Genomic DNA, 14,633 nt, shown 5'->3' with positions numbered 1-14,633 from the left:
GAGGAACAAGATAGTGAAGAAGAGAACTCTTCACTTCGTTTTCCTGTTCCGGTACACAGCATGCACGGAACTCCACGAATTTTCTACGCAACCAAGAAGGTTAACGGCGATTTAACAAAATTATTCGCCCCATATGTCACATCCATAACGCCTAAAAGGCGAAGTTTCCTGCTTATTAGCTGTGCTACTCCTGAGACCACCCTTCTAGACCAAATAAAGCCTAAACCCTCACTTTATCCCCCGAACTACCCCACTAATTACACGCTTGTAAGCGTTTTATGGCAGCAAAAAGGCCCGCATCTCAGTGCGGGCCTACGTGAAAAGCTGATTAGTCTCGCTGGAAATAGCTCAAGAAACGAAGAATCTCAGTGTAGAGCCAGACCAAGGTCACAGCGAGGCCGAGAGCTACGCCCCAAGCATTGCTAGCGGGAGCGCCGGCACGGATCATACGGTCAGCCTGATCAAAGTCAGTCAGGAAGGACAGCGCACCAAGAACGATGCAAACAAGCGAGAAGATGATGGCAATCGGGCCGCCATCACGCAAAGGGTTGAAGTCGAAGAAGATTGCACCCAGGAAGTTAACCAACGCCATGACAGCAACTCCGGCGACCAAGCCGAAGAGGATCTTGGTGAATTTCGGGGTGACCTTAACTGCACCGGTCTTGTACACGATCAACATGCCGATGAATACACCAATGGTTCCAACGATTGCCTGGCCGATGATTGCCATTCCGCCTTCACCTTGGAAGTTCACATTGGCAAACATGAAGGAGAAGCCACCAACGAATAGTCCCTCAAATACGGCGTAAATCAGTGTGACCGCAGCAGAACCCCACTTCTTGCCAAAAGAAGCAACCAGCACAGTAATGAAGCCACCGATGCCACCGACCAGAGTCAAAGCCATGGCAATACCTGGATTTACCATTCCCAGCCCAAAATTGATGGCTGCGGCGACGATAATGACGCCGAGGGTGATGCCTGTCTTGGTGACGACGTCATCCACGGTCATTGGACGAGCAGCTTCGTCCCCGTATCCAGAATTTTGGCGGGTACTATTTTCGGTCAGAGAACTCATTACCGGATTGCTTGAACGCACGGTTGTCCTTTCTAAGAGAGGTGCAATTTAGCTATCTCATCCTGTTCAACGAGACACCGCCCTATAAAGTTCCGCAGTCTTTCCATGTAGCTAAAAGTTTTGCAAATAGTTTCCGCATAAAGGCTGTGGAGACTTACCAAAACAAAATCCCGAGACACCATAGCAACGATGTCTCGAGACTTCACACGGTGCCCCCAGTGGGACTCGAACCCACACTGAATCGATTTTAAGTCGACTGCCTCTGCCGATTGGGCTATGGGGGCAAGGCAAGGAATATTTTAGGCTACCTTCCCCCGCAAGAGTTAACGAGGGGTACCCTCTGCAGCAAGACCTGCAATAATGCCGTCGAGAATGTCCTTTTCACTAATGAAGAAACTACGCGCAGCGCAATTTCGCTCGATTAGTTGCATGATACCTTCCACGGCTACTGCCCCACCACCGATGACATCGGCACGGCCGGGGTGAATGACGGGGTTGAGGGCGCGGACGTCGGAAGGCAGGGCAATAAGCTGCTGCAAGAGCACGCGCAGGGCACCGAAACGGAGCTCAGAGCCGTGAATGGCATCGGCATCGTAACGCTCGAGGCCTTGCGCCAGTGCGGACAGTGTGGTGAAAGTGCCCGCACAGCCGACGATGGTACGAGCCTTAGAAATAGGTACTATGTCCTCGACCTCGGCTGTTCGCTCACCGACGTACTCCGAAGCGATCTCGATCTCCGATTCGGTAGGTGGATCGGTGCGCATGATGCGCTCGGTCAGCCTGACGCACCCCATGCGCGCCGAATGAGTACCCAAGATTTCGCCATCCGCCGTTCCTACAACGAACTCAGTCGAGCCGCCGCCCAGATCAATCACGCAAAAGGGACCGCGGTCTGGCTCTAAATCGGCCACAGCGCCATTAAAGGACAACAGGGCCTCTTCCTCACCCGAAACAACTTCTGCCTGAGCACCTGGCTGGATTTGGCCGAGCACCTCAGCGGTCATATCGAAGAATTCCTGCTGATTCTTAGCATCGCGAGTAGCAGAGGTAGCGACCATCCGCACCCGGGAGACCTTTTCAAACTTCATTTGGCGAACATAGCCCTCCAGGGCCACGCGTGCACGGTCAAGAGCCGCAGGGGCGATTTCACCTGTGGCATCCACGCCCTCTCCCAGACGGATGATTTCCATCGTACGAGTAATATCGCGGACCTTGCCATCATCTTGAACTTCAGAGATGAGCAGGCGAATCGAATTTGTTCCGCAATCAATCGCAGCAACGCGAGTCATAGCATTCCTCCTATTCCGCGTTAGAAAAATCGAACTGCGCTAGGTCAATTCCCAAATCTTCTACCGTGGGCCAATCCTGGGGGATAGCACTTCCTCGAAGCTTGCCATGGTCGGCGGCCATAGCTACCGCTTCAGTTCCCAACCGGAAATGCTGCGGCCCCTCAGCCAGGGCGTAGGCAATGAGCACGTGCAGGCACTTCACGCGATCCGGCATACCTCCACCGGAGAAATCGGTGCCGAGATCTTCGATGTCATTGCGCTTGGACAAAAAGTATTCATGTGCACGCTGGTAATCAGCAGCCAAGTCCTCATCCTCACGCAGTCGGGATTCCATCCACTTCATGACGTGGGCAACTTCCAAGCGTGAAGCTTCGGCCGTAAGCCGTGGGTCGGTGAGGTAATAGAGGGTGGGGAATGGAGTGCCGTCGGCAAGCTTGGGCGCTGTCTTAATCACCGCAGGCTGGCCATCTGGCGTGCGATAAGAAATCTCCAGTACTCCGCGCGGAGTGCGGCCCAATTGCTCAGTTACTACAGCGATGTCTGCATCAGTGACGGTCATGCGGACAATTATCGCACATCCGCTTTCTCTTCCGGTGCCGGCTCAATCGGAAGATGATTTACCTGCTCGGATGGCGCTTCTTCTTTAGGGGGTTCAGCCACGGAATCCCACAAGACCTCATACCAGTCGCGGGAATCTTCTTCCTTCTGTCCGTCTGTGGTGAGCTGGTCTTCCGGCTTAATCTGCGGGTCAATGATGCGATAGGCAGTTTCGCCCTCATCAACAACCCCGAATCGGCGCCGCGCCTCCTGCTTGATGTACTCATCGGATTTAAATTTATCAATCTTTTCCAGCAAAGCAGCTTTTTCATCTTGCTTGGCAGCGATTGACTCATTCAAGCGGGCAATTTCGGACCGGCCATGATAGTAATTGCGCAGGGGAACAGCGATAACCAGCAATACAACCAGCACGATAGCCACGATCACGCCTACTCCGGCAATACTCATCCGGTCTGGTTTTTGCTTCTGCTTTAGTTGTGCGCGTTGAGCTTTACGGACATCTGCAGCACGCGAGGCTACCGGAACCCTAGTGCGGCTCCGGTTTCGCTGCATCTTTCTTTCGCGTGCCATAGGTTTCCAATCCTAGCGTCGTCACTCCTGTAACAGAGACTTGGCACGCGCATTTTGGGTACACTAAAAGAAATTCTCCCTCCCAGTAAGGAATTTTTATGTCCCTCAAGCGCCTCTTACCTGTCCTTACCGCAAGCCTATTCCTCGCCAGCTGCAGCCCCTCCGCCCAAGATGGTGAATATCCCGTCTACGGCGACGGTTACGATCTAAGCACCCAAGACGGCATGGCCGACTACCTTAAGGAATATAAGACCCTGCCAGATGATTACATCGACCACGATGCTAAGGAGCTAGACGGGAACGATAAGCCGGAGAGCTTTGAAGCCAACGCGGCGTCCGTCAAAAAGGCCGGCGAAGTTACCTGTAAGAATGACGAACTGCTGCAAATCGCAAAGGACTTCTTCCAAGGCGATACGGACAAGCTAGGTGAAGCTGTAACGTCAGCAGGCGGACCCGATGAAAAATATGGTGACGTTTTTGAGGCCCTCGACATCCCCGATGACGCACCTGATAATGACAAGTATATGGCCGCAGCGATGACCCCGCTGGGTGCTGTAATGTCCTGTGGCGATGAGTTTAGCGATGAAGAACTGGAAAAGGTCGCGGCGTCCATGCACACGAGCTAAAGGCTCGAATCATATTCCCCTCACTTAAGGAATAGTCATGCCCCTCAAGCGCCTTCTTCTACTAGTAGCCGTCGGCACTCTACTGAGCGCCTGCAGCATTTCCGACCAAGAGGAAGAATCTACCGCCCAGACTAAATCCTCCACGACCAACAGCACTACCAGCAACGAGGTTCCCACCACCACAAGCAGAAGCTACGATCTCAATACCAAGAGCGGCTTCATCTACCACATCAAAGAGCATGGGACGATTCCGGACTACTATTTGAATGTGTTCGCCTCCGGAGCTTCCGAGGCCGCAGAAGGCCCCACAAGCTACGAGGTCAATGCCACGACCCTGAAGAAGGCGGGTGCTGTTGCTTGCAACAATGATCAGATCCTGGACGACGCCAAGTATTTGCTAACCCATGGCGAAGGCGCACTTGCGGAGCTTGCCGCCAAGCCCGAAGAGTTTGATCAGAAATACGCCCCCGTCTACGAAGCGCTTGATATATCAGCCGATGCCCCTCCTGAAGACAGGCTATTCAGCCTATACATGGCCAGTGTTGGCTCTCTGGCAACATGCGGTGATAAATACACCGATAAAGAACTCGAAGCAGTCGCTGACGCTATCTTCAGCCTCTAGCCCTCCCCTGCAATTTCGCACACAATTTCGCTTTTGGCCTTGCGAGACTCGAATGAGTGTTTTAGACTAAGGTACGTAAATTCGATTGGGTGTGCGATTTATTTCAGGGGGACTATTTCGTGACAGCTACCGACACACCGTCAAAGAAGGCCTATTTTTCCACCAATAACCTCGACGACACCGTCTGCCTCCTGGCCTTGCTCCAGCGCATTCAATCTTGGCAGTTGTACCAATCTGTGCTTCCACGATTAGAGGACGATGTCGAATGCACCACCGCCGCTCTATCTAAGCGTGTGGGTCTGAGTTACTGGCGAGTTCTATCCGCGCTCCGCTCCCACCTACGCATGCAGGAATTGCCATTGACCACAGCGGTGCAAACCGAACATTGGATCCTAGACCTCCCGCGGCTGCACGTAATTGATGCCGAACTTGCCCCGCTTGGCGACGACGCAGAAAGCATCCAACTAGTCGATGCCGCCCTCGCGGACTTCCTTACCCCAAAGGAACCTGCTCAGCATGTCCCCACAGAATCCGAAATCCGGAGGTTCTTGCGTGACTATATCGACGGGATACTCACGCCAGATATTGAAAAGGAAATCGAGCGATCCGTTTCCATCTCCTATTCCAAAGGCCAAGCCACCATCACATTGAAAACGGATAAAGCTACTGCCAGCGCTATATCCCGCCATATCGACAAAGCAGCGCGAAAGAAAAACATCACCAAACCAGAGGCTTTGGAGGCGTTAATCTTTAACCGAACCCAGACAAAGGTAGTAATTAACACTTATGCATCTGGCGATGATGCTTCTCGGGTGTATATCCCTTCGGCGGGGTGGTGCGTGCTTACGGAGCAATTAAATAGTTACTCCATGACTCGTGAGCTGTGCCCGCAAGAAACTTCTTCTTACGTTCCCACCGAACAAATCAGAACATGGGTCCACGGTCGCGATGCCACATGTCGCTGGCCGGGGTGCTCAATGCCAGCGCATTATTGCCAGCTCGATCATCGAGTGGAGTATGCCGACGGCGGACCGACGAGCGTCGATAATTTGGTAACGCTGTGTCAGCACCACCACAACGTGAAGACCGATGGAAGAGCGCAGTACATCATGGATCCGATCACTGGGGACGTCGTCTGGCTCTTTTCGGACGGCACCTTCGAGGTTGACCGCGCCCAAGGACCTTTGGCACCGCGCACCGTGAACTGGAAGCAAACTTGGCAACAATATCTGGACATGCGAAAGCGCCCCCGCGGTAATACGAGGGCGCTACACAAGGAGGCGATTAAGCCTTAAAGCGTGGGAATGCGGAGCGGCCAGCGTAGACTGCGCCGTCGCCCAGCTCCTGCTCGATGCGCAGCAGCTGGTTATACTTAGCTACGCGCTCGGAGCGGGCTGGAGCACCGGTCTTGATCTGACCACAATTCAGTGCGACAGCCAGATCAGCGATGGTGGTGTCCTCGGTTTCACCGGAGCGGTGGGACATCATGGTGCGGTAACCATTGCGGTGAGCCAGCTCGACAGCATCGAAGGTCTCGGTCAGGGTACCGATCTGGTTTACCTTCACCAGCAGTGCGTTGGCAGCCTTCTTCTCAATACCTTCCTGCAGACGGGCAGGGTTAGTAACGAAGAAGTCATCGCCAACAATCTGTACCTTTTCGCCAATAGCGGCGGTAAGAGCGGTGTAGCCGTCCCAATCGTCTTCTTGCAGCGGATCCTCGATGGAGACAATCGGGTACTCATCGATGAGTTCCTCATAAACCTTGGACATTTCTTCGGCGGTATGCTCGCCGCCTTCAAAGTGGTAGTTACCATCCTTGAAGAACTCGGAGGAAGCAACATCGAGCGCGAGGGCTACGTCCTTGCCCGGCTCGTAGCCAGCCTTCTTAATGGCGTCAACGATGACGTCCAGAGCAGCCTTGGTGGAATCAACGGAAGGAGCGAAGCCACCCTCATCACCCAGACCAGTAGATAGGCCCTTGTCCTTCAGCACTGCCTTCAGTGCGTGGTAGACCTCGGCACCCATGCGCAGAGCTTCAGCGAAGGACTCAGCACCAATCGGGGCGATCATGAATTCCTGGACGTCAACGCCGGAGTCAGCGTGTGCGCCACCGTTGAGGATATTCATCATCGGCACTGGCAGTACGTGAGCATTAGGGCCACCGATGTAGCGGTACAGCGGCAATGCAGCGGACTCTGCGGCGGCCTTGGCTACGGCGATGGAAACGCCCAAGATAGCGTTAGCGCCCAGCTCAGACTTGTTATCGGTACCGTCCAACCTAATCAATGCTTGGTCAATGAGGCGCTGATCGTCAGCTTCGAAGCCAGCAATCTCATCGGAAATCTTCTCATTGATATTCTCAACAGCCTTCAAAACACCCTTGCCCAGGTAGCGCTCGCCGCCGTCGCGCAGCTCGTGAGCCTCGTGCACGCCGGTAGAGGCACCGGAAGGAACGCCTGCTACGCCACGGGCGCCATCGTCAAGGAATACCTCTGCCTCAACGGTTGGGTTGCCACGGGAATCGAGAATCTCGCGGGCGAAAGTGTGGATGATATCAGCCATGCTGTTCTTCACTCCTCATCAAAATGTTCGCTCTGGACCAGCCGGCCCAGCCACGTTCTCAATTGTTGCAGAAAACGTAGCCGTGTGACACTACTTGGCACTTTGTGGAACTGAGTAAGCATTGGCGGCGTGCGCAACCTTATGCAAATAGTCGCTGGACTGATTGTAATTTAGGATTGCTTCCTTCCACTGATCTGGATTAGAGAGATCTCTGTCACCGAAGCACAAAAGTCCGGCCGCCCCAACAGCGGCGTCATCGATTTGGTTGGGATCAGCCTTCCCATCACCATTGGCATCAGCGCCCACCGCTTCCCACGTGGTGGGGATAAATTGCATTGGGCCTACGGCGCGATCGTATTCGGAGTCTCCATCAATATCGCCGTTATCGGTGTCTGGGGTGTGGGCCGTGTTGTTCAGGCCATCGAGGGCGATGCCGTTGATGGGGGGTTGGGGGTAGCCGGCGTCGTCAAGCTTGGAGTGCTTAAACCAATTGCCGTTATAGGTACCGTGGCGTGTTTCTACATAGCCCAAGCCGGCAAGGGTATTCCAACGCAGGTGGCAATTGGGCCACTTTTGCTGAGCAATGAGCTCAGCATTGCCATAGGCACGCAGGGCGGCCGGCGGGATGCCAGTGCGATCAGCTAAGTCAGAGGCCCAGTAGGTGAGTTTATCTGCGGTGCGCCCGGGCGCATTGACGTCAATGTGCGCGACCTCTTTACCTTCAACGGGCGGGATGTTTTCAGGTACGGGCTGCTGAGAAGTACCGTGCCCAGTCAATAGCCATGCTACTAGCGCGATGATCACGACTACGGCTACCCCGCAGCCCCCGAATATCTGCAGCAGCCTCTTCATGGGAAGCTATCCTACATCTCCTTGCCGGCGCGCCACAGCCGCTCTTGCGTGTCAACATCGACTATCTCAGTGGTGCCATCAAAAAGGTAAGGGGCGCGGGCGCGCATTTTGGTGACGAAGCTCTGGGCGACGTCGTCAAGCGAAAAGGCAGAGATTTCCGCATGGAAAAGGATCTGCAGGAAGATATCGCCCAGCTCCTTGAGAATCTCGCTTTCCGGCTCACGATTGCGCACGGCCGCGGCGAATTCGGCGGACTCTTCCTCAAGGTAGGGCAAAAGGGAGGCATGGGTTTGTTCACGCTCCCATTCACCAATGCGCCGCGCAGTGGCCATAGTCTGGCGCGCCTGCATGACAGGATCCGCGAGGGATTCGGCCCGAATGACCGACTCCCCAGTAGCTATGCGAGCGCGGGTTTCAGGATCACATTCGTCGGTGCTGACTAAGGTTCCGATGGAATCTTCCCCTACGAGGAGATCGGAAAAATTCCACCGCACGGAAACGGGAACTTCACCGGTGAAGTAAACGGGGCCGCGTAGCTTCCCGTGTGCTTGCATGGGGATCATCGTGGGCCAACGTTCATCGAGCAACAGCACAGTCATGTGCACAAAGTCTAGCCCGAGTTCCCATTATGGGGCTATTCAAGGTATTTTAGGCCAATGACCTCCAGCCAGAATAAATCCCACTCCGTGACGTTGTGGACCCTCGTCGCGCTCATTATCGGTTCCACCGTTGGCGCGGGTATTTTCTCGCTGCCGCAAAACATTGCCTCCGTTGCCGGCCCAGGCGCGATGCTCATTGGCTGGCTGGTAGCGGGCGTCGGCATGCTCTCTGTGGCTTTTGTGTTCCAGATTTTGGCCCGCCGCAAGCCGCACCTTGATTCTGGCGTCTATTCCTATGTGCGCGCCGGCCTCGGCGATTTTATTGGTTTTACCTCGGGCTGGGGTTACTGGCTGGGCTCCGTTATGGCGCAGGTGGGGTATGCCACCCTCTTTTTCAATACGTTGGGCCATTACCTGCCGCTTTTCGACGCCGACCATTACTGGTCCTCCGCCATCGCCGTCTCCCTTTTGTCGTGGGGAATTTTCGCGGTACTCGCCCGCGGCATCAAGCAGGCCGCCTTCATGAACCTCATCACCACGATTGCCAAGATCGTGCCCATCCTGGCTTTCGTGGTACTCATTGCTTTCCTCGGGTTCAGCTGGGATAAATTCACCTTGGATTTCTGGGGGCGTGCCTCTGAGGCCAGCGTCTTCGAGCAGGTCCAAGGAATCATGCTCTTTACCGTGTGGGTCTTCATTGGCGTGGAGGGAGCATCCGTGTATTCCAAGCAAGCCTCCAAGCGCACCGATGTCGGACGCGCGACCGTGATCGGCTTCTTTTCCGTGCTGGCGCTATTAGTCTCCGTGTCCACCTTGAGCTTTGGCGTCATGAGCAAGGAAGAATTGGCCGCGCTGCCAGATAATTCCATGGCCTCCGTGCTGACCGAAGTCACCGGCCCCTGGGGCGGCGCGCTCATCTCCATCGGACTGTGCTTGTCGGTTCTAGGCGCCTACGTGTCCTGGCAAATGTTGTGCGCCGAGCCCATCGTCATGATGGCCATCGACGGCCTCATTCCCCGGCGCATCGGCACCATCAACGTGGCGGGCGCGCCGTGGGTAGCGCAGCTGATTTCCACGATGTCTATCCAGCTATTCATCATCGTCTTCTATCTCAACGAGGCGTCTTATAACGCCATGGTGCAGCTAGCGACCATCATGTATCTGCTGCCGTATATCTTTTCTTCCCTGTACCTATTGCTTCTGACGTTGCGTGGCAAGGGGCTGTCTCACCCGCAGGCGGGTATCAAGTTCGATCTTTCTGGACCAGAGGTAAGCCGTAAGGACAACCGCAAGCACTTGATGATCTCTTTGCTCGCGTTCATCTATTCCCTGTGGCTGATTTACGCGGCCGACCCCGTCTATGTCCTGCTCGGCGCGCTGGCCGTAGTACCCGGCCTTATCCCCTATGTCGGTACCCGTTTGTGGAAGAAGGAACGCATCTTCAACACTTTCGAGTGGTGCGTGGTGGTCATTGTCTTGGCCGGTGCCGCCGCCGCCATTTGGGGCTTGAGCACCGGCTGGCTCACACTCTAGCTACTCCCCTACGCTCACCACGTTGGAGGAGTTGGGTTGGGCGCCGCCGACGTTGATAGAGGTGACGTCAAAAAGCGCGCTCAAGAAATCCGCCGCCCACTGAATGAGCTCGGTATCGCGCAGCTTCGGCGAAGTAACATTGCGCCCCGCCTTCGGGAATGGCACATTGATAGCCTTCGCCGCCGCGCGGAAGCTGGATCCTGGATACAAACGCTTGAGACGCACCTGCTTGGAATCCGGCAGCTCCACCGGGTGGAACTTGATACGGGTGCCCTGCACGGTGATATCCGATACACCGGCGCGGCGCGCTTGGTGACGCAGGCGGGCGACGGACAGTAAGCGTAAGACCTCCTGTGGCAGCGGGCCAAAGCGGTCTTCCATTTCCTCGATGACGGCCTTGAGATCATCGTTATCTTGCGAGGCTGCAAGCTTGCGGTAGACCTCCAGGCGCAGGCGCTCGGAATCGATATAAGCCTCCGGGATATGCGCGTCCACGGGGAGATCGATACGGATTTCTTTCGGTCCCTCATCCGTCACGGTAGGAGCTTCGCCGCGAGCGAGAGATTTGAAGGTTTCTACCGCCTCGCCAACAAGGCGGACGTAAAGGTCGAAGCCAACGCCGGCAATGTGGCCGGACTGCTGGGCACCGAGCACGTTACCGGCACCACGCATCTCCAAATCCTTCATGGCTACTGCCATGCCTGCACCAAGGTCATTATTCTGAGCGATGGTGGCAAGGCGGTCATAAGAGGTTTCCGTAAGCGTAGCGCCCTTCGGATACAGGAAGTAGGCATAGCCGCGCTCACGGGAACGACCCACGCGCCCACGCAACTGGTGTAGCTGGGACAGGCCCATATGGTGGGCGTTTTCCACAATGAGGGTATTGGCATTAGCAATGTCCAGGCCGGTTTCCACGATGGTGGTACACACAAGGACATCATATTCGCGGTCCCAGAAGCCTTGGACGGTCTGCTCCAGCACTTCCTCGTTCATCTGGCCGTGCGCGACGACGACGCGAGCCTCAGGTACCAAGTCACGCAGCTCGCGGGCCTTCTTTTCAATATCAGAGACCTTATTGTGGATGAAGAAGGTTTGACCATCGCGCAGCAGCTCGCGGCGGATGGCCGCGGCGACCTGCTTGTCTTCATAGGCACCGACGTAGGTCAGCACGGGGTGGCGGTCTTCCGGCGGGGTAAGGATGGTAGACATCTCGCGAATGCCCGCCATGGACATCTCCAAGGTGCGCGGAATAGGTGTAGCGGACATGGTGAGCACGTCCACGCTGGCTTTAAGAGCCTTGATATGTTCCTTGTGTTCCACACCAAAGCGCTGCTCTTCGTCTACGACGATGAGACCAAGGTTCTTCCAGTGCACACCGGTCTGCAGGAGGCGATGCGTGCCAACGACGATATCGACGCTGCCATCGGCCAAGCCCTTAAAGATCTCCTTGGCCTCCTTCTTCGAGGTAAAGCGCGAGAGCACCTCGATCTTGACGGGGAAGCCGGTCATGCGCTCGCTGAACGTATCAAAGTGCTGCTGGGCTAGCAGCGTAGTGGGCACCAAAACGGCCACCTGCATGCCGTCTTGTACGGCCTTGAAAGCAGCGCGGATGGCCACCTCGGTCTTGCCATAGCCCACATCGCCGACGACGACGCGGTCCATCGGCACCGTGGATTCCATGTCCTGTTTGACGGCGTCGATTGCAAGCATCTGGTCTTCGGTTTCGACGAAGGGGAAATTATCCTCCATCTCCGCCTGCCACGGATTGTCAGGGGCGAATTGGTGGCCGGGTGCTGCTTGTCGCTTGGCATAAAGCTCAACGAGTTCGCCCGCAATTTCGCGTACTGCGGCGCGCGCCTTCTTCTTGGTGTTCTTCCAATCGGAGCCGCCCATCTTAGACAGGTGGGGCGATTCGCCGCCGGTGTACTTGCTTAGCAAATCCAAAGAGTCCATGGGGACCCAGAGCTGGTCGGCGGGCTGGCCGCGTTTCGAGGGTGCGTATTCGAGCACGATATATTCGCGGCGGCTGGTCTCATCGCCGGACTGGATGGTGCGTTCGGCCATCTTTAAGAATTTGCCAATGCCGTGGGTTTCGTGCACCACAAAATCGCCCTGCTTCAAGGCAAGCGGATCGACCTTATTGCGGCGCTTGGCGGGGCGCCTTTTTGCTTCGGCGATATCGCCTACGCGGTTGCCGGTCAGATCGGTTTCGGTGACGACGACCAGCGGGAGGGCCTCGGCGTCCTTGGGCTTTTTCACCTTGGGGAACACCAATCCAGCATGGCTTAGCGCCTGATAGAGGGTGACTTCTCCGGCGGTGGGCTCCCAGCCAGGGGTAGCAACCTTAGTGCGGATGCCCTTTTCCGCGAAGCGATCCACCATGCGCTTGATAGCGCCCTGTGCCGGAGCGATGAAGGCCGCACGGCCCCCGGCGTTGGTATGCGCGAGGAGTTGGGCCATCATGGCATCGATTTCTTCGATATTGCCGCGCGGGGTGGGCCCTGGCTCGAATTCGAGTGGGAGGGTCTCTTCTTCTGGGGCGGCAAGCATTCCCGGTGGGGAAAAAGTCCACAGCGGCAGGTCGGACTCGCCGATGGAAACCTCGAGCGATTCATAGGAGCGGTAGCTCGAGGCCTCGGTATCGAGTCCTTCGGTGGCCAATGGGCCATCAGCACCCATGGCCGCGGCTTCCCAGCCAGCGGCGAGGAACTCAGCATCGGTCTTTTCTAAATCCGCGACGCGGCGACGAATCTTTTCCGGGCCGACCATCACCACGTGAGTGGTGGGGCGGAGGAATTCAGGGAGGGTGATCATGGGGGCGTCGGAAAGCACGGGCAAAAGCGCCTCCATGCCTTCGGCCGGAATGTGCTCGCTCACCTTGGTCAAAAGCTCCACCAAGGCGGGATTACCGGGGTGCTTGACTGCGAGATCGGCCGCACGCTGAGCAATAGCATCCGTGATAGGCAGCTCGCGGGCAGGGAAGATATCTACGCGGCCGACCTCGATTTCCGGGATGGTGCGCTGGTCAGCTACGGAAAATTGGCGAATATCGGTAATCTCATCGCCCCAAAACTCAACGCGGACCGGATAGTCCAACGTGGTGGGGAAAATATCGATAATGCCACCTCGGGTGGCGTACTCGCCGCGCTTGGCCACCATGTCTACGTGTTTATAGGCGCGGAACTCAAGCTCACGGACCACCTCATCGAAGTCATACTCATGGTCTTCTTCGAGGTGAATGGGAGCACGACCTTCCACTTCCTTGAGGATAGGCTGGGACAGCCCGCGGGCAGCGGTGACGATGACCTGCGCATTGTCCAAGTTGTGCAAAACCTGGGCGCGGCGGCCGATGATGTCGACGCCAGGGCTCAAACGCTCGTGCGGCAGTGTCTCCCATGCCGGAAACATGGCCACCTTTTCCCCCAGCATCGCCGTAAGCTCTGCGCTAAGGTCTTCCGCCTCGCGGCTGGTGGCGGTCACCACCAGCACCGGGGCGTGATGGGCCAAAGTTCCCAAGGCCCACGGCCGAGACTGATCCAAACCTGTGATGTGGAGGTCTTCCCCCACATGAGAAATCATGCCCTTAAGCTTGGGGTCCGAGGCTGCTACCTTGAGCAGGCCGGCCAGCATTGGGGTCGCCATCTATTTGCCTCCTAGCTTGGGCTTTAGTTCCATACCGGACAAACCATTCCAGCATAGATTGACAATATGCGTGGCGACGACTTCCTTGTCCGGGTTGCGCTCATCTAACCACCATTGCGCCGTGGTAGATACCATTCCTACCAGCGCTTGGCCATAAATATCCGCCAAATCCGGCTGGATACCACGGTGTTCAAACGCTTCTCGCAAAATATAAGACACCTGGCCTACCGCGGAATTTAACAGCGTGGAGAAACTGCGTTCATCGCCCGGCTTGGCATCGCGCACCAGAATGAGAAATCCATCGGTTTCTTCCTCAACATAGGTCAAGATGGCCATCACGGCCTGCTCGATGCGCTCGCGCCAGCTGCCGTTTTCCAAAGAATCAGTAATGACCTTTTCCAGTGCCAACATCTCGCGGTCAACAACGACCGCATAGAGGCCTTCCTTACCCCCAAAGTGCTCATAGACAACGGGCTTGGATACCCCGGCGCGAGCCGCGATCTCTTCGACACTGGCCCCTTCAACCCCTAGTTCCGCAAATGCGGTGCGTCCGATGGAAATGAGTTGTTCGCGCCGTTCTCGGCCGGTCATCCTTTGTCGAGCCATACCTTCTACCCTATCCCTCGCCCCGCAATTTGTGATTTACCCGGGTGTGTCAGGTACGCTATGCCTACAGCAATTTGCTGTGTTTCCCCATGGTGTAAT

The 14,633-nt window shown here is 56.1% G+C and carries 13 protein-coding genes and 1 tRNA gene; 4 read left to right on the top strand and 10 right to left on the bottom strand.

What is annotated here, in order from left to right:
* Positions 1–328: 328 nt before the first annotated feature.
* The 5 genes from QP904_RS05620 to QP904_RS05600 form a co-directional block, all read right to left on the bottom strand.
* Positions 329–1,096 carry a Bax inhibitor-1/YccA family protein gene (locus QP904_RS05620; protein WP_200287838.1) on the bottom strand — a complete coding sequence of 256 codons (768 nt, stop codon included), beginning with the start codon at positions 1,094–1,096 and terminating at the stop codon, positions 329–331.
* Positions 1,097–1,285: 189 nt separating this feature from the next.
* A tRNA-Leu gene (locus QP904_RS05615) sits at positions 1,286–1,359 on the bottom strand.
* Positions 1,360–1,398: 39 nt separating this feature from the next.
* Positions 1,399–2,364: a Ppx/GppA phosphatase family protein gene (locus QP904_RS05610; protein WP_284835689.1), complete on the bottom strand. Its 966-nt coding sequence runs from the start codon at positions 2,362–2,364 to the stop codon at positions 1,399–1,401.
* 10 nt (positions 2,365–2,374) lie between these two features.
* Entirely contained in the window at positions 2,375–2,923 is a 549-nt protein-coding gene (locus QP904_RS05605; RefSeq protein WP_023021904.1) for a DUF501 domain-containing protein, read from the bottom strand.
* A gap of 8 nt (positions 2,924–2,931) precedes the next feature.
* Positions 2,932–3,369 (bottom strand): FtsB family cell division protein, encoded by a 438-nt coding sequence (locus tag QP904_RS05600; RefSeq protein WP_259824430.1) that lies wholly within the window; start codon positions 3,367–3,369, stop codon positions 2,932–2,934.
* A 221-nt stretch (positions 3,370–3,590) separates the two neighbouring features.
* Here QP904_RS05600 and QP904_RS05595 point away from each other — a divergent pair, with 221 nt between their 5' ends.
* The 3 genes from QP904_RS05595 (at position 3,591) to QP904_RS05585 (ending at position 6,035) form a co-directional block, all read left to right on the top strand.
* Positions 3,591–4,118 (top strand): ribonuclease, encoded by a 528-nt coding sequence (locus tag QP904_RS05595; protein WP_049361507.1) that lies wholly within the window; start codon positions 3,591–3,593, stop codon positions 4,116–4,118.
* A 37-nt stretch (positions 4,119–4,155) separates the two neighbouring features.
* The gene (locus QP904_RS05590) at positions 4,156–4,740 is read left to right on the top strand and encodes a hypothetical protein (RefSeq protein WP_284835688.1); all 585 of its coding nucleotides are present in this window, start codon (positions 4,156–4,158) and stop codon (positions 4,738–4,740) included.
* Positions 4,741–4,859: 119 nt separating this feature from the next.
* The gene (locus tag QP904_RS05585; protein ID WP_284835687.1) at positions 4,860–6,035 is read left to right on the top strand and encodes an HNH endonuclease signature motif containing protein; all 1,176 of its coding nucleotides are present in this window, start codon (positions 4,860–4,862) and stop codon (positions 6,033–6,035) included.
* On the opposite strand, the gene eno is transcribed toward QP904_RS05585, so the two are convergent.
* The 3 genes from eno to QP904_RS05570 form a co-directional block, all read right to left on the bottom strand.
* Positions 6,025–7,302, bottom strand: coding sequence for a phosphopyruvate hydratase (eno, locus tag QP904_RS05580; RefSeq protein WP_200287850.1), 1,278 nt, complete (start codon positions 7,300–7,302; stop codon positions 6,025–6,027). The genes QP904_RS05585 and eno overlap by 11 nt on opposite strands.
* A gap of 90 nt (positions 7,303–7,392) precedes the next feature.
* Positions 7,393–8,154, bottom strand: a complete 762-nt coding sequence (locus QP904_RS05575; protein WP_200287852.1) for a lytic transglycosylase domain-containing protein — start codon at positions 8,152–8,154, stop codon at positions 7,393–7,395.
* Positions 8,155–8,165: 11 nt separating this feature from the next.
* The gene (locus tag QP904_RS05570; protein WP_284835686.1) at positions 8,166–8,753 is read right to left on the bottom strand and encodes a MazG nucleotide pyrophosphohydrolase domain-containing protein; all 588 of its coding nucleotides are present in this window, start codon (positions 8,751–8,753) and stop codon (positions 8,166–8,168) included.
* Positions 8,754–8,810: 57 nt separating this feature from the next.
* On the opposite strand from QP904_RS05570, the gene QP904_RS05565 reads away from it, so the two are divergent.
* On the top strand, positions 8,811–10,286 hold the full coding sequence (locus tag QP904_RS05565; protein WP_248099068.1) for an amino acid permease: 1,476 nt from the start codon (positions 8,811–8,813) through the stop codon (positions 10,284–10,286).
* Here the strand turns inward: QP904_RS05565 and mfd are convergent, their stop codons facing one another.
* A complete protein-coding gene (mfd, locus tag QP904_RS05560) occupies positions 10,287–13,928 on the bottom strand; it encodes a transcription-repair coupling factor (RefSeq protein ID WP_248099069.1) in 3,642 nt (1,213 codons plus the stop codon).
* Positions 13,929–14,534, bottom strand: a complete 606-nt coding sequence (locus QP904_RS05555) for a TetR/AcrR family transcriptional regulator (protein WP_239208004.1) — start codon at positions 14,532–14,534, stop codon at positions 13,929–13,931.
* Positions 14,535–14,633: the final 99 nt, after the last annotated feature.

The organism is Corynebacterium nasorum, assembly GCF_030229765.1.
GTDB lineage: Bacteria > Actinomycetota > Actinomycetes > Mycobacteriales > Mycobacteriaceae > Corynebacterium > Corynebacterium kefirresidentii.
The sequence above is the reverse complement of the archived record's forward strand: the minus strand, read 5'-3'. Positions and strand labels throughout refer to the sequence as shown.

Coding starts and splice junctions, on each gene's coding strand:
- QP904_RS05555 (WP_239208004.1), bottom strand. CDS start 14,534: ATGGCTCGACAAAGGATGACCGGCCGAGAACGGCGCGAACAACTCATT.
- QP904_RS05590 (WP_284835688.1), top strand. CDS start 4,156: ATGCCCCTCAAGCGCCTTCTTCTACTAGTAGCCGTCGGCACTCTACTG.
- eno (WP_200287850.1), bottom strand. CDS start 7,302: ATGGCTGATATCATCCACACTTTCGCCCGCGAGATTCTCGATTCCCGT.
- QP904_RS05600 (WP_259824430.1), bottom strand. CDS start 3,369: ATGAGTATTGCCGGAGTAGGCGTGATCGTGGCTATCGTGCTGGTTGTA.
- QP904_RS05565 (WP_248099068.1), top strand. CDS start 8,811: ATGACCTCCAGCCAGAATAAATCCCACTCCGTGACGTTGTGGACCCTC.
- mfd (WP_248099069.1), bottom strand. CDS start 13,928: ATGGCGACCCCAATGCTGGCCGGCCTGCTCAAGGTAGCAGCCTCGGAC.
- QP904_RS05570 (WP_284835686.1), bottom strand. CDS start 8,753: ATGACTGTGCTGTTGCTCGATGAACGTTGGCCCACGATGATCCCCATG.
- QP904_RS05605 (WP_023021904.1), bottom strand. CDS start 2,923: ATGACCGTCACTGATGCAGACATCGCTGTAGTAACTGAGCAATTGGGC.
- QP904_RS05610 (WP_284835689.1), bottom strand. CDS start 2,364: ATGACTCGCGTTGCTGCGATTGATTGCGGAACAAATTCGATTCGCCTG.
- QP904_RS05575 (WP_200287852.1), bottom strand. CDS start 8,154: ATGAAGAGGCTGCTGCAGATATTCGGGGGCTGCGGGGTAGCCGTAGTC.
- QP904_RS05595 (WP_049361507.1), top strand. CDS start 3,591: ATGTCCCTCAAGCGCCTCTTACCTGTCCTTACCGCAAGCCTATTCCTC.